The following is a 13,612-nucleotide window of genomic DNA, read 5'->3' on the forward strand; positions in this document are numbered from 1 at the left end:
ACGATTCTTGCCGTGTCTACCGGCGCGCATACGCCGCCGGCCAGGAGGTGCCATGGATCTCGTCCTCTGGGAATGGGTCAATCTTTGCGTGCGATGGCTGCACGTCATCACGGCCATCGCGTGGATCGGCTCGTCCTTTTATTTCGTCCACCTGGATCTGAGCCTCAGGCACCGTCCGCATCTGCCGCCCGAGGCAGGCGGCGAGGCCTGGCAGATCCATGGCGGCGGCTTCTACAACATGGTGAAGTATTTAACGGCGCCAGCCACGCTGCCCGAGGAACTCACCTGGTTCAAATGGGAAGCCTATACGACCTGGATTTCGGGCTTTCTGCTGCTCTGCGCGCTCTATTATCGCAGCCCCGATCTCTATCTGATCGATCCAGGCATCCTGGCCCTGACCCCCTGGCAGGCAGTGCTGGCGAGCCTTCTCACCCTCAGCATGGGCTGGATCGGCTACGATCTCATGTGCCGCTCGGCGCTGGGGCGAAGCGATCTCAGGCTGGCGCTCGCCGGGTTTGTCTATCTCCTGGTCCTGGCCTTCCTCTTCGCGCATGTCTTCAGCGGCCGGGGGGCACTCCTGCAGACGGGTGCCCTCATCGGCACGATGATGGTGGCCAACGTCTTCATCGTCATCATCCCCAACCAGACCAAGGTGGTGAAGGCCCTCCTCAAGGGCGAGAAGCCCGATCCCGCCCTCGGCAAGGCCGCCAAGCAGCGCTCGCTGCACAATAACTACCTGACGCTGCCAGTCCTTTTCCTCATGCTGTCCAATCACTATCCGCTGGTGATCGGCGCCCGCTATGCCTGGGCGATGGTGGGCGTCGTGCTGATCATGGGTGCCGCGATCCGGCATTTCTTCAACAGCCGCCATGCGCACAAGCCCTCGCCCTGGTGGACCTGGATCGTGGCGGCGCTGGGCTTGCTGGCGCTGGTTCTCCTGGGCCTGGCCGGTCCGGCCGATGCCGAGGATGCGGCGGCGCTTCGAGGCGCCGCTGGCGACATCGTCATCTCCCGCTGCAGCATGTGCCACACGGCGGAGCCGGGTTGGCCGGGCCTGGCCGCGGCACCGCGCGGCATCCGTCTGGACGACGAGGCGATGATCGATCGCAATGCCGAGCTCATCCGTCTCTGGGCGGTCCAAAGCCACGTCATGCCACCCGGCAACGTCACCGAGATGACACCGGAAGAGCGGCTCGTTCTGGATCATTGGACAGCGATGGCGGCCCCTTGACAGGGCGTCACGTCCAGCCGGCCTCTGGCAGGCGGCGTGCAGCCGGTCGGCCGAGGTGACGACAAGAGGGCCGATATCGTGCCGATCCTCGGCCATCAGGCCCGAAGCCTCGACCGCGGCCGGCGCCACCTCGCCGGTAGAGACAACGATGTTCTCGCAATCGGCACCGGGCTCGCGCAGCCGTTAGCCGCCCAGCCTGCTCTCATCGGTAGGCGCCAAGCGCCACGGCCCTGGAAGCAGAACGCCGCACAGAGCAGGTGGGGGCAGGCGTCGATCCATTGGCGAAGTCGCTCGCGGCCGGGCTCAGCGAAGGCCGCCTTCTGGAGATGACCGTGTTTGAGCGTGACGACGCGCCAGCCGAACTTGCGAAACAGATCCTCGAGCCGCTCGCGCAGTTCGTCATGCACCACGGCATCCAGGTGCTGGCGATTATAGTCGATGATCCACCAGCAGCTCTGGACCTTGTGCTTCCAGCCCTCGATCAGGGCCTCGAAGAGTCGTCGAACTCGGCATCGTCCGCCAAGGCCACCATCCGGTCGTTCAAGCCTTCGCGGAGCCAGCCGCGCGCGCCCACATAGGTCTGAACAAGCGGGTCAAAGAGGGTCTGCGCCACGCCGAGGCCCACCGAGCCGACCGAGAAATCGACATCGTCGATGTCCTTGGTGCGCGAGGGATAGCACTGCGCGCCCTCGAAGGCGCGAGTCCGCTCCAGCTGCTCACGCGCCTGGCTGCCCGAGAGGTACCGGATCGGGTGGACGACGGAACTCGCATGCGTCTTGACCGCCACCCTGTCCTCGAGACCGAGGGTCGCGGAGCAACGGGCCGTCATGATGGTGGCCAGCGAAGTCGAGGGGGCCTGGTGGCCGCCGACCTACAGCCCGTCCTCGCTCTGCCGGAGATGGTTCGCATGATGGGTCATCCAAGCGGCAAGCGAGAGCGCCTTGCGCTCCAGCGCCCGCGGCACCGGCATGCGCCGATCTTGCGCCGGGCCTGCATCTTGCATCAAAAATGTTTCCACTGTCGGCACGCCCGCCCTCGAACATTCAAAGTTGAAGAACCGAAGATGGCCGCCAAGCCTTTACCCAAGAGCCTCTATGCCGAGACGGCCAGGGCCGCCTTGCCGACGCCGCCGCTGCCAGGCGATCGCAGCACCGACGTCGCCATTGTCGGCGGCGGCTTCACCGGCCTTTCGACGGCGCTGCATCTGGCGCAGCAGGGTGTCGACGTCACGCTCATCGAGGCCAGCGAGCCTGGCTGGGGCGCCTCGGGGCGCAATGGCGGGCAGGTCAATCCGGGCCTGAAGCACGATCCCTCTGCGGTCATCAAGGATCACGGCGAGGCGTTGGGGCGGCGCATGATCGAGCTTTCCGGCGGGGCGCCGGCACGCGTCTTCGACATCGTGCGGCGTCATCAGATCCAGTGCGAGGTGGCGGAGACCGGCACGCTGCGGGCCGCCTTCAATCGCCCCGGCGCCGCCATGATCGAGAGCACGGCCAGGGACTATGCCCTGCACGGCGCGCCGGTCAGCTACCTGGATCGGCAGGAGATCAAGGTCTGGACCGGCTCCGATCGCTATGCCTGCGGTCTCATCGACCGGCGCGGCGGCAAGCTCAATCCGCTGGGTTATGCGAGGGGCCTGGCCGAGGCCGCCCACAATGCCGGAGCCAAGATCCATGGCGGGACCTCGGCAGTCTCCCTCGCGCGCGAGGCGGATGGTTGGAAGCTGGCGACGAATTCGGGGACCCTTCGCGCCCGGCGCGTGGTTCTGGCTACCAATGGCTATAGCGACGCGCTCTGGCCAGGCCTTGCCCGCTCGATCATCCCGGTCTTCTCCGCGATCGCCGCCACCGAGCCTTTGAGCGAGGCGCAGGCACAGGGCATCCTACCGGAAGGCAGTGTACTCTTCGAGATCGCCGACCTTACGGTCTATTACCGCCTGGACGCGCATCGTCGCCTTCTGATGGGCGGCCGGAGCGTCTCGAGGGACACGGGCGATCCGATCGATTATCGCCGTCTTACCGACTATGCGATCCGGCTCTGGCCCACCTTGAAAGACGTGCGCTGGACGCATTTCTGGAACGGCCAGCTCGCCATAACGCAGGATCATTATCCGCATTTGCACGAGCCGGCCCCGGGCCTCATCGCCGCGCTCGGCTATAATGGCCGCGGCGTGGCGATGGCGACCGCCACGGGTGCTGAGGTCGCCCGGCGCCTGACGGGTACGGGGCTGGATGAGCTTTGCCTGCCGGTGAGCCCCATCACCACCTATCCGTTCCATCGCTTCTGGCCGCTGGGAGTGACGATCCGACTTTGGTGGGGCGCGATGCGCGACCGGCTGGCGCCCGCGGCCTAGCAGGGCCGTGAAAGTCCAGTAAGCGCGACATGCGCCATGTTGACGCCGTCGACATGAAGCAGCGGAACGGCTAAGGCCTCCCGATGCGGCTGTTTCAATCTCTCGACGAGCTCCATAGTCAATACGACGTCGCTATCGTCGGCGCCGGACCTGCTGGCATGGCTGCAGCCATCACGACGTCCGAGACGGGACTGCGGGTGGTCGTCATTGAGGCGTCGCCCGTCATGGGCGGGCGCGGCGATCATGCGTGGCGGGATGTCCGGGCCGAGATCGATGCCTACCGTTCGACCAATCCCGACCACCTGGCGGGTGCCCGGCTGACGGCGCTGGAGAATCTGCCGGCCGAGGAAGGCCAGGCGGAGACCGCGGCGGCCATGGCCCTGACCGTCTGCGTCGGCAGCCAATCCCGGCGTATCCGGGCGCGGCGCGTTATCGTCGCCACTGGCGCGATCGAGCGGCCGATGGAGATATCGGGCTGGACCCTGCCGGGCGTCTCGATGCTGACCACCGCCGATCGCCTGCTCGAGCAGGCCATCGGCAAGGAGGTCGTTCTGGCCGGATGCGGTCCGTTGCTCTGGCATCTGGCAGGGCGGATGATCGATGCCAAGCGTCCGCCGGCTCTCGTCCTCGATACCAGTCCCGGTCGCCTCTGGCGGCTGGTCGCCCGTTCGCCCTTCGGCCTTCTGACGCAGCCCGACATCCAGGCGGAGCTCAAGATGCAGCTTCGTGTCCGTCGCAAGGTGAAGGTCGTACAACCTGCCGGGGCGCTTTCCATCGAGAGCAAGGCGGATCGCAAGCAGGTCGTCTGGCAGCGCAAGGGCGGCGGCAGGATGGTGGCGCCAGCCGACCTCGTGCTCCTGCATCAGGGGTTGGTCCCCGATCTCGCGGTCTGCCGCCTAGCCGGCTGTCGGCTGGGCTGGAACGCCGCCCGCGCCTGCTGGCAGCCCGATGCCGATGTCTGGGGCAGGACCAGCGTGGCGGCCGTGCTGGTGGCTGGCGACGCGGCCGGCATTGCCGGGTTCGAATCCGCCGTGGCGCGCGGGCACCTGGCCGGCTATGCCGCTGCCCAGGACCTGGGTGCTATCGACATCAGGAAGCGGGTACGGGGCTCCCTCGTCCATCTGCGCATCCTGCGTCGCTACGCCCGCGGCCGCGCCCTACTCGACACGCTGGCAAGACCGGCACCGGCCTTTTGCGAGACCGACCAGGTCCGCTCGCCGGCGACGTTAAGCGACTGAGCGTCTCTCGTTCGCGCGGCGCCCTGGTGTGGCAGAGGCCAGGAACCCCAGGCTCAGCCAGCGCAAGGTGCGGTCGCCCGCGCGACTTCTAGGATACGATCAGGACGTCGAGCTTGCGGGGCCCGTGCACGCCGGCCACGCGGTTGAGCTCGATGTCGGAGGTGGCCGAGGGTCCGGCGAAGATGGTAACCGGCGCATGATGGCCCGGATGCGGCAGCAGCCGCTGCATTGCGTCCGCTACCGTGGTGACGATCTGCTCCTCCCGCACGATGCAGAGATGGTGGTCGACCAAAAGCGTGAGCGCGCGGCGACCTTGGTCGGCGGCGGCGTTGAGCATGATGGCGCCATTCGCGGCGGCCGCCACGGTGCAGCCGGTAATGGCGGCATGCAAGCCGTCCAGCATGGCAGCCGACAGGCCGTCATCGACGATGGCTCCGGCCGGCCGCCAGGCTTCGGGCAGGCCCGGCGGGACCGCCACGCGGCTGGAGCCCCTTGCCTCGAGCCGGCTCTGGATGAGCGCTGGCAGGTCCGCTTCGCCGCAGCGGGCAACCTCGACGCCATATTCCTTGAGCCTGGCCGTCAACAGATCGGCCGGCACGCCTTCGTCCTGGGGGCCGGGCGGGGGAGGGGGCGTCATCGGATGAGCGTCATGCAGCTCCCCGACGGCGGCCTTGATTCGCGCCAGGATCGCGTCCCTTGCCTCGCTCACGGCCGGCGCTCCCGCTGCCACCATTCCCGAAAGCTCTCCTTGGGCATGGCGCGCATGTCGCGCATCGCCGTCCAGGCCGAAAACGGGCCGGGCAGGCTCGTCATGAAGCCCTCGCTGGCGAAGGGCTTTTGGCCCAGCCTCGCCGCCCTTTGCAGCCAGGCAAAGCGCCGGGGATTGTCGAAGATGGCCAGTGCCATCCGCATGGCCAGCCGCTCCGGCGCCAGCCTGGCGCGCCAGCCACCCTCGGCCGCCTTGGCCGCCATGACCTTGCCGCGGAGATGGACCAGGACGTCGGGGATGTTGATCTTGACCGGGCAGACTTCGTAGCAGGCGCCGCAAAGCGTCGAGGCAAAGGGCAGCGAGCCCGCCTTCTCGGTCCCGTAGATCTGCGGCGTGACGATGGCGCCGATGGGGCCTGGATAGATCGAGCCATAGGCATGGCCGCCCGTGTGGGCGTAGACCGGGCAGATATTGAGGCAGGCGCTGCAGCGGATGCATTGCAGCGTCTGGCGCGTCACCTCCTCCTTCAGCATGTCGCTGCGGCCATTGTCCAAAAGGACGAGGTGGAATTCCTCGGGCCCGTCGCCCGGCGTCGTGCCCGACCAGATCGAGGTGTAGGGGTTCATCCGCTCGCCGGTCGAGGACCGGGGCAGGAGCTGGAGAAAGACCTCCATGTCGCTCCAGCGCGGCACCACCTTCTCGATGCCCATGATCGAGACCAGGGTGCGCGGCATGGTCGTGCACATGCGCCCGTTGCCCTCGCTTTCAAAGAGGCAGATCGAGCCCGTCTCGGCGATGGCGAAATTGGCACCGGAAAAGCCGACCTGCACGGTCAGGAACTTCTCCCGCAGATAGGCGCGCGCCGCCGCCGCCAGGTCTTCCGGCCGGTCGGACAGCTCCGGGCGGCCGAATTTCCTGATGAACAGCTCGCGGATCTCGGCGCGGTTGCGATGAATGGCCGGCACCAGGATGTGCGAGGGCCGGTCGCGGCCGAGCTGGACGATCAGATCAGCCAGATCGGTCTCGATCGGCGTGATGCCGGACTTGATGAGATGCTCGTTCAGTCCGGTCTCGTCCGAGGTCATCGACTTGGCCTTGATGACGTCGGTGTGACCGGTGGCCTTGACGATTCCCTCGACGATGCGGTTCAGCTCCGAGCCGTCCCTTGCCCAATGCACATGGCCGCCTGCCGCCGTCACGTTGGCTTCGAGCTCGACCAGATAGGTGTCGAGATTGGCCAAGGTGTGCGCCTTGATGGCGCGGCCGCGCTCGCGCAGGTCCTCCCAGTCGTCGACCTCGCCGACCCGGAGCCGACGCTTGGCGCGAATGGTCTGCGTCGCCTTGCGGATATTGCGCCTGAGCTGACTATTGGCGACCGCCCGGTGGGCGGCCTCGGGAAACGCCTCGCCGGTGATCGAGGGACCGTCTGTTCTAGCCATGGGAAACACCTGCCGGATGCATGGGCTCCGCCTTTGCCTGGGGCGGCTGATCCTCGGTGGATGCCAGGATTTCCGCCAGATGGATGGCACGCACGCCCGTCCGCAGACGGTGCAGGCCACCTTCCATGTGCATCAGGCAGGAATTGTCGAGGGCCGTTACGGCCTCGCTCTCGGTACGCTGGATGCAGGCGATCTTGTCGGCCAGCATGGCCGAGGAGACGTCGCTGTTCTTGACCGCGAAAGTGCCGCCAAAGCCGCAGCACTCGGTGGCTTCCGGCAATTCGACGAGGTCCAGGCCGCGCACGGCCTTGAGAAGAGCCATCGCATCCTCGGTGACTTTTAAAGCCCGCAACGACGAACATGTCGGATGATACGTGACGCGATGAGGATAATAGGCGCCGCAATCGGTGACGCCCAGCCTCCGAACGAGGAACTCGGCAAACTCGAAGACCCGGGGAACGAGTGCCTCAATGGCTGCGGCCAGTGAGGCGTCGCCGCTTTCCCGGGCAAGCTTTGGATAGTGCGCGCGGATCATGTTGACGCATGAGGAGGACGGGCAGACGACGGCCTCGGCGCTGTCGAAGCCGTTTACGAAGCGTCGCAGCAGGGGAGCCAGGCCCTCCTGGTAGCCCGAGTTGAAATGCATCTGGCCGCAACAGGTCTGCTCCATGGGGAAGTCGACCTCATGGCCCAGCCGCTCCAGGACGTTAACGACGGCTTTGCCCGTGGATGGAAAGAGCGTGTCGTTGAAACAGGCGATGAAAAGCGAGACGCGCATCTTGTTCGTCTTTATTATGTCTGGTGGCATTTAGAGCCATTCTCGTCCATTTCCAAAGCCTCAGGGCGCCGATAAATCCCTTGCCGGCCCAGTACCGATCCTGCTGCCGTCCTTGCGTGCCCTGCTACCCGCGCCAAGGTGCGGCCCGATCGGGCCTGCTACGGGTATCATGTGGCGGCCAGCTAAGGGCCGCCGGCGGGCCGGGGCCGTTGACAGCATGACGGCGGCTAAGTATGAACCGCCCGCACCGAGTACGGGGATGTAGCTCAGTCGGTTAGAGTGCCGGCCTGTCACGCCGGAGGTCGCGGGTTCAAGTCCCGTCATCCTCGCCACCGCTTCACGGAGCTTTGACGAACGAGCCTCCATGCTTCGCGCATGCGGGCCCTTTGTCGATTCCACCGGGCGGACCTCGTGAGCGCCATCAATCGAATCTGCGTGATCGTGATGTAGGATCCGGCGCCTGGACTATGCTCAGCATTCGGCCAGTTCTGGATTTCGAAAAGCTCGCGTCAAGCGTCGAAGTCGCTGATCTTGCAAGCGTGCCTGCCGTCTATGGCAGAGCGGGGGTGCTTGGCTTTTGCAATGCAGCGACCTATGGTCCGCCGCGTTCGAGGATCCTTGGGCGCCGAGCCCGCCAGCCTACTCATCGGCAGGCGACATGGCAGGTGCCCTTGGGGTCGACGGGCTCGGGAGCTACGTCAAACGCGGCCAATCTCGACCGCGACGAGGTTCGGGCGGATACATGCAAGGCTATCTCTTCGACTACTTGCCGATCCTGATCTTTTTGGGCATCGCCATCGGGCTTGCCTTCGTGATCATCACCGCATCGATGGTCGTGGCACGGCAGCGTCCCGACGCCGAGAAGCTATCGGCCTACGAATGTGGCTTCGAGCCCTTCGATGATACGCGCGGCAAGTTCGACGTCAGGTTTTACCTGGTAGCCATTCTGTTCATCATCTTCGACCTTGAGGTCGCCTTCCTCTTTCCCTGGGCCGTTTCGCTGGGTGCGATCGGGGTGGCGGGGTTCTGGTCGATGATGCTGTTTTTGGGCGTGCTTACCGTCGGTTTCATCTATGAATGGAAGAAGGGAGCGCTCGAATGGGAATGATCGAGAGCGGCGGCTCAGGCGAGCCTAAGAGCTTGGCGCTTTCCCGGACGACGCCGCCTGGCGCGCCCGATCCCGCGTTCTTCAACGACCTTCAGGGCGAAGTCGACAATAAGGGCTTCATCGTCACCAAGATGAATGACCTCGTCTCATGGGCGCGGTCGGGCTCGCTCTGGCCGATGACCTTCGGGCTCGCCTGTTGCGCGGTCGAGATGATGCATGCCGCCGCCGCCCGCTACGACATGGATCGCTACGGCGTCGTCTTCCGTCCGAGCCCGCGCTCGGCAGACGTGATGATCGTCGCCGGCACGCTCTGCAACAAGATGGCGCCGGCTCTGCGCAAGGTTTATGACCAGATGGCGGAGCCCCGCTACGTCATCTCGATGGGCAGCTGCGCCAATGGTGGCGGCTATTACCATTACTCCTACTCGGTCGTGCGTGGTTGCGACCGAGTAGTGCCGATTGACGTCTATGTGCCCGGCTGCCCACCCACGGCCGAGGCGCTGATCTATGGCGTCTTGATGTTGCAACGGAAGATTCGCCGCACGGGCACGATCGATCGCTGATGATTGTCTTGGGCCTGCGGCATCGCTTCTGGCTGGAGCCAGGGAGCAGGGTTGGGGTCGTTATTCCGCGTGCGCGGTTATAAGCGTCTTGGAGATTGCATGGCGACGGACGTAGAGGAGGCTGTCGGGCCCGCAGCGGCACTTTTGCAGACTCTCCAGGAGCGGTTCCCTTGTCCAATCGCCGAGGGCGTAGCCGCTCTGGGCGAAGTGACGCTGACTCTTGATGTTGCGGTGCTCTTGGAGGCCGTGCGCTTCCTTCGCGACGATCCGGCCATGCTCTTTAAGGTCTTGGTCGACATTTGCGGCGTCGATTATCCAGACCGCGAACAGCGCTTCGAGGTCGTCTACCATCTGCTCTCGCTCAAGCATAATCGCCGCCTGCGTCTCAAGGTCGTGACCGACGAGATGACGCCGGTTCCCTCGATTGTCGGCGTCTATAGCAGTGCCGGCTGGTTCGAGCGCGAGGCGTGGGACATGTACGGCATTCTCTTCGCCGACAACCCGGACCTTCGTCGCATCCTCACCGATTACGGTTTCGAGGGGCATCCGCTGCGCAAGGACTTCCCGCTCACCGGCTTTGTCGAGGTCCGCTACGACGATGAGCAAAAGCGGGTCGTCTACGAGCCGGTGAAGTTGCGCCAGGATTTCCGCAGCTGGGACTTTCTCAGCCCCTGGGAGGGCGAGGGCGGCCTCCTGCCGGGCGACGAGAAGGCAAAGCTGCCGGACGGTGGCGCGGGTGGCGCGCCTTGAGCCGGCGGCGCGGGGAAACTCTCAAGGGCCGTGTCTTGACGTTGCGGCCAGCAGGGCGAGGGTAACAGGGCCATGCCCGATATCGAGATGAAGAACTACGCCATCAATTTCGGGCCGCAGCATCCGGCTGCGCACGGGGTCTTGCGCCTTGTGCTCGAAATGGACGGTGAGGTGGTGGAGCGCGCCGATCCGCATATCGGGCTTCTCCACCGCGGCACGGAAAAGCTGATCGAGTATCGGCCCTACCTGCAGAACATCCCCTATTTCGACCGGCTCGACTATTGCGCCATGCTCATGCAGGAGCATGCCTATGTGCTGGCGGTCGAAAAGCTCCTCGAGATCACGCCGCCCGCCCGCGCCCTCTGGATTCGCACGCTCCTGGACGAGCTGACGCGGATCATGAACCATCTCTTGAATCTGACGACGATGGCGCTCGACATCGGCGCCATGACCCCGCTCCTTTGGATGTTCGAGGAGCGGGAAAAGCTGATGACCTTCCACGAGGCCATCACCGGCGCGCGCATGCATGCGAATTACTATCGCTTTGGCGGCGTCAATCGCGACCTGCCGGCCGACATGGTGGCGCGTCTCTATCAGTGGCTGGACGAGTTTCCCAAGGCCTTTGACGATTTCGACAATCTTTTGACCGAGAACCGCATCTTCAAGCAGCGGACGGTCGATATCGGCATCGTCGAGCCGGACCAGGCGCTGGACTGGGGCTTCTCAGGACCGATGTTGCGCGGCTCGGGCGTGGCCTGGGACCTGCGTAAGGCGCAGCCCTACGCGGCCTACGACCAGGTCGAGTTCGACATCCCGGTCGGTCGCAACGGCGACTGCTATGATCGCTATCTGGTGCGCATGCTGGAAGTGCGCGAATCGCTCAAGATCATGCGCCAGTGCCTGGACAAGATGCCCGAAGGGCCGGTGCGCATCCAGGACCAGAAGATCACGCCGCCCAGGCGTGCCGAGATGAAACGCTCGATGGAAGCACTCATCCATCACTTCAAACTCTACACCGAAGGCGTGCATGTGCCGCCCGGCGAGAGCTACGGTGCCGTCGAGAGCGCCAAGGGCGAATTCGGCGTCTATCTGGTCTCCGACGGCACCAACAAGCCTTATCGCTGCAAGATCCGCTCGCCTGGCTATGTCCATCTCCAGGCCATGGACTTCATGGGCAAGGGGCACATGCTGGCGGACATCGTCTCCATCATCGCTTCGCTCGACATCGTCTTTGGGGAGATCGACCGATGAGCAAGCTCGGGACCCTTATGAAACTGGCTCCTTTGGCGGTCGCGGCGTTGACGATCGTCAAGGGCAACCAGATACGCGAGCGCTACCGGCCGCGCACCGCCGCCGGCCCGGCCGGTCAGGCAGCGGACGGCTATAGCCGTCCCTCGAGCACGGCCAGCCAGGTATTGCGCAAGGTGGCCGACATGCTGGACAAGGGTCGCCGCGCATGAGTGGTCACGGTCTACCCGGCGCGCCGCACGGCGAGATGGCACCCGATATTGAGAGCTTCGCCTTCACAGAGGCCAATCTCGAGCATGCCAAGGTGGTGCTGGCCAAATACCCGGAACCACGCAGGGCCAGCGCCATCCTGCCGCTTTTGCACGTCGCCCAGGCGCAGCATGGCGGCTGGCTGCCGCGCGCGGCACTCGATTATCTGGCCGATTTCCTCGGCATGCCCAAGATCCGGGTCTACGAGGTGGCCTCGTTCTACGACATGTACAACACCGAGCCGGTCGGCCGGATTCAGGTGCGGGTCTGCACGACCACGCCCTGCTGGCTCTGCGGCTCGGACGACATTGTACGTGCCTGCAAGGACGAGCTCGGCTGCGACATCGGCGAGAGCTCCGCGGACGGCAAGTTCTTCCTGCGTGAGTTCGAATGCCTGGGGGCCTGCGCCAATGCCCCGGTCCTTTGGATCGATGACGAATTTTATGAGGACCTGAGCTACGACGACGCACGTGCGATCGTGCAGGCCCTCAAGCGCGGCGAGCAGCCGAAGCCCGGGTCGAAGAAGCGCAAGGCCTCCATGCCGGAGGGCGGCAAGACGACGCTGCTCGAGCCGGTCAAGCCCTGGAAGCGCTCGCTTGACGAGACGCCCAAGGACGAGGCCGCCGGCGAGGGGAAGGGGAGCTGATGCTGCAGGATCGCGACCGCATCTTCACCAATCTTTATGGCGAGCATGATCCGGGGCTCGACGCCGCTAAGTCGCGCGGCGATTGGGATTCGACCAAGCAGATCCTCTTGAAGGGTCGCGACTGGATTATCGACGAGATGAAGGCCAGCGGGCTCAGGGGGCGCGGCGGTGCCGGCTTTCCGACCGGGCTCAAATGGTCGTTCATGCCCAAGAAGAGCGATGGCGGGCCGGCCTATCTGGTCGTCAATGCCGATGAATCCGAGCCTGGCACCTGCAAGGACCGGGAGATCATGCGCCACGACCCGCATAAGCTGGTCGAGGGCTGCCTGATCGCCGGCTTCGCCATGGGGGCCACAGCCGCCTACATCTATATCCGGGGCGAGTTCATCTCCGAGGCCCTGGCCTTGGACGGCGCCATCGCCGAGGCGTACGAGGCCGGCCTGATCGGCCGCAATGCCTGTGGGTCCGGTTATGATTTCGATGTTTTCCTGCATCGCGGTGCCGGTGCCTATATCTGCGGCGAAGAGACGGCGCTCATCGAGAGCCTGGAGGGCAAGAAGGGCCAGCCACGGCTAAAGCCGCCTTTTCCGGCCGCCGTCGGTCTCTATGGGCGTCCGACCACAGTTAACAATGTTGAATCGATTTCGGTCGCCCCGACGATCCTTCGTCGCGGCGCATCCTGGTTCGCCGGCATCGGCCGCGAGAAGAACACAGGCACCAAGCTTTATTGCTTCTCGGGTCACGTGAACAAACCCTGCGTCGTCGAGGATGCCCTGGGCCTGCCGCTCAAGGAGCTGATCGAGCGGCATGCGGGCGGCGTGCGCGGCGGCTGGGACAATCTCATGGCAGTCATTCCGGGTGGCTCATCCGTTCCCTTGATGCCAAAGCATGTCTGCGACGACGTGCTCATGGATTTCGACAGCTTGCGTGCGCAGGGCTCTGGCCTGGGCACGGCCGGCGTCATCGTCATGGATAAGTCCACCGACATTGTCTACGCCATCGCCCGCCTCTCGAAATTCTACATGCACGAGAGCTGCGGCCAGTGCACGCCATGCCGGGAAGGCACGGGGTGGATGTGGCGAATCATGATGCGGATGGTGCGGGGCGAGGCAAGGCTCGAGGAGATCGATATGCTCCTTGATGTCACCAAAGAGATCGAGGGCCACACGATCTGTGCGCTCGGCGATGCCGCCGCTTGGCCCATCCAGGGGTTGATGCGCCATTTCCGGCCCGAGGTCGAACGTCGCATCAAGGAATACGCAGCGCGCCTGCCGAGGGCGGCCTGACCAGCGGAATAGAG

Annotated in this window: 13 protein-coding genes, 1 tRNA gene and 1 pseudogene; 11 read left to right on the forward strand and 4 right to left on the reverse strand. The window is 65.0% G+C overall.

The annotated features are described in order from the left end of the window. Window positions 1-52 precede the first annotated feature (52 nt). Entirely contained in the window at window positions 53-1,231 is a 1,179-nt protein-coding gene (locus tag CFB17_RS00225) for a urate hydroxylase PuuD (protein WP_088559390.1), read from the forward strand. Window positions 1,232-1,443: 212 nt separating this feature from the next. Here CFB17_RS00225 and CFB17_RS19885 read toward each other — a convergent pair. Beyond that, window positions 1,444-2,234, reverse strand: a pseudogene (locus CFB17_RS19885) (transketolase); the annotation flags it as partial. 60 nt (window positions 2,235-2,294) lie between these two features. Between CFB17_RS19885 and CFB17_RS00240 the strand changes: the two are divergent. Then, on the forward strand, window positions 2,295-3,584 hold the full coding sequence (locus tag CFB17_RS00240; RefSeq protein ID WP_088559393.1) for an NAD(P)/FAD-dependent oxidoreductase: 1,290 nt from the start codon (window positions 2,295-2,297) through the stop codon (window positions 3,582-3,584). An 83-nt stretch (window positions 3,585-3,667) separates the two neighbouring features. Further along, entirely contained in the window at window positions 3,668-4,822 is a 1,155-nt protein-coding gene (locus tag CFB17_RS00245; RefSeq protein ID WP_088559394.1) for an FAD-dependent oxidoreductase, read from the forward strand. A gap of 88 nt (window positions 4,823-4,910) precedes the next feature. Here the strand turns inward: CFB17_RS00245 and CFB17_RS00250 are convergent, their stop codons facing one another. The 3 genes from CFB17_RS00250 to CFB17_RS00260 are packed head-to-tail and all read right to left on the reverse strand — an operon-like array spanning window position 4,911 to window position 7,748. Continuing rightward, on the reverse strand, window positions 4,911-5,531 hold the full coding sequence (locus tag CFB17_RS00250) for a LutC/YkgG family protein (RefSeq protein ID WP_207761873.1): 621 nt from the start codon (window positions 5,529-5,531) through the stop codon (window positions 4,911-4,913). Beyond that, window positions 5,528-6,970, reverse strand: a complete 1,443-nt coding sequence (locus CFB17_RS00255) for a LutB/LldF family L-lactate oxidation iron-sulfur protein (protein WP_088559396.1) — start codon at window positions 6,968-6,970, stop codon at window positions 5,528-5,530. Before CFB17_RS00255 ends, CFB17_RS00250 begins: the two co-directional genes overlap by 4 nt. Beyond that, the gene (locus CFB17_RS00260) at window positions 6,963-7,748 is read right to left on the reverse strand and encodes a (Fe-S)-binding protein (RefSeq protein ID WP_088559397.1); all 786 of its coding nucleotides are present in this window, start codon (window positions 7,746-7,748) and stop codon (window positions 6,963-6,965) included. Before CFB17_RS00260 ends, CFB17_RS00255 begins: the two co-directional genes overlap by 8 nt. Window positions 7,749-8,003: 255 nt before the next feature. On the opposite strand from CFB17_RS00260, the gene CFB17_RS00265 reads away from it, so the two are divergent. The 8 genes from CFB17_RS00265 to nuoF all read left to right on the forward strand — a co-directional run bounded on the left by CFB17_RS00265 (window position 8,004) and on the right by nuoF (window position 13,598). Next, window positions 8,004-8,080: transfer RNA gene (locus tag CFB17_RS00265), tRNA-Asp, on the forward strand. Window positions 8,081-8,490: 410 nt separating this feature from the next. Further along, the gene (locus CFB17_RS00270) at window positions 8,491-8,856 is read left to right on the forward strand and encodes an NADH-quinone oxidoreductase subunit A (RefSeq protein ID WP_088559398.1); all 366 of its coding nucleotides are present in this window, start codon (window positions 8,491-8,493) and stop codon (window positions 8,854-8,856) included. After that, the gene (locus CFB17_RS00275) at window positions 8,853-9,419 is read left to right on the forward strand and encodes a NuoB/complex I 20 kDa subunit family protein (protein WP_207761901.1); all 567 of its coding nucleotides are present in this window, start codon (window positions 8,853-8,855) and stop codon (window positions 9,417-9,419) included. Before CFB17_RS00270 ends, CFB17_RS00275 begins: the two co-directional genes overlap by 4 nt. A 99-nt stretch (window positions 9,420-9,518) precedes the next feature. After that, the gene (locus CFB17_RS00280; RefSeq protein WP_088559400.1) at window positions 9,519-10,169 is read left to right on the forward strand and encodes an NADH-quinone oxidoreductase subunit C; all 651 of its coding nucleotides are present in this window, start codon (window positions 9,519-9,521) and stop codon (window positions 10,167-10,169) included. Window positions 10,170-10,241: 72 nt separating this feature from the next. Beyond that, a complete protein-coding gene (locus CFB17_RS00285) occupies window positions 10,242-11,420 on the forward strand; it encodes an NADH-quinone oxidoreductase subunit D (protein WP_088559401.1) in 1,179 nt (392 codons plus the stop codon). Further along, window positions 11,417-11,629 (forward strand): hypothetical protein, encoded by a 213-nt coding sequence (locus CFB17_RS00290; protein WP_088559402.1) that lies wholly within the window; start codon window positions 11,417-11,419, stop codon window positions 11,627-11,629. Before CFB17_RS00285 ends, CFB17_RS00290 begins: the two co-directional genes overlap by 4 nt. After that, window positions 11,626-12,312 carry an NADH-quinone oxidoreductase subunit NuoE gene (gene nuoE, locus CFB17_RS00295; protein WP_243389647.1) on the forward strand — a complete coding sequence of 229 codons (687 nt, stop codon included), beginning with the start codon at window positions 11,626-11,628 and terminating at the stop codon, window positions 12,310-12,312. Before CFB17_RS00290 ends, nuoE begins: the two co-directional genes overlap by 4 nt. Next, the gene (gene nuoF / locus CFB17_RS00300; protein WP_088559404.1) at window positions 12,312-13,598 is read left to right on the forward strand and encodes an NADH-quinone oxidoreductase subunit NuoF; all 1,287 of its coding nucleotides are present in this window, start codon (window positions 12,312-12,314) and stop codon (window positions 13,596-13,598) included. Before nuoE ends, nuoF begins: the two co-directional genes overlap by 1 nt. The last annotated feature ends 14 nt before the right edge of the window (window positions 13,599-13,612 follow it).

The organism is Arboricoccus pini, assembly GCF_900187945.1.
Lineage (GTDB): Bacteria > Pseudomonadota > Alphaproteobacteria > Geminicoccales > Geminicoccaceae > Arboricoccus > Arboricoccus pini.

Coding starts and splice junctions, on each gene's coding strand:
- CFB17_RS00225 (WP_088559390.1), top strand. CDS start 53: ATGGATCTCGTCCTCTGGGAATGGGTCAATCTTTGCGTGCGATGGCTG.
- CFB17_RS00240 (WP_088559393.1), top strand. CDS start 2,295: ATGGCCGCCAAGCCTTTACCCAAGAGCCTCTATGCCGAGACGGCCAGG.
- CFB17_RS00245 (WP_088559394.1), top strand. CDS start 3,668: ATGCGGCTGTTTCAATCTCTCGACGAGCTCCATAGTCAATACGACGTC.
- CFB17_RS00255 (WP_088559396.1), bottom strand. CDS start 6,970: ATGGCTAGAACAGACGGTCCCTCGATCACCGGCGAGGCGTTTCCCGAG.
- CFB17_RS00260 (WP_088559397.1), bottom strand. CDS start 7,748: ATGCGCGTCTCGCTTTTCATCGCCTGTTTCAACGACACGCTCTTTCCA.
- CFB17_RS00270 (WP_088559398.1), top strand. CDS start 8,491: ATGCAAGGCTATCTCTTCGACTACTTGCCGATCCTGATCTTTTTGGGC.
- CFB17_RS00275 (WP_207761901.1), top strand. CDS start 8,853: ATGATCGAGAGCGGCGGCTCAGGCGAGCCTAAGAGCTTGGCGCTTTCC.
- CFB17_RS00280 (WP_088559400.1), top strand. CDS start 9,519: ATGGCGACGGACGTAGAGGAGGCTGTCGGGCCCGCAGCGGCACTTTTG.
- CFB17_RS00285 (WP_088559401.1), top strand. CDS start 10,242: ATGCCCGATATCGAGATGAAGAACTACGCCATCAATTTCGGGCCGCAG.
- CFB17_RS00290 (WP_088559402.1), top strand. CDS start 11,417: ATGAGCAAGCTCGGGACCCTTATGAAACTGGCTCCTTTGGCGGTCGCG.
- nuoE (WP_243389647.1), top strand. CDS start 11,626: ATGAGTGGTCACGGTCTACCCGGCGCGCCGCACGGCGAGATGGCACCC.
- nuoF (WP_088559404.1), top strand. CDS start 12,312: ATGCTGCAGGATCGCGACCGCATCTTCACCAATCTTTATGGCGAGCAT.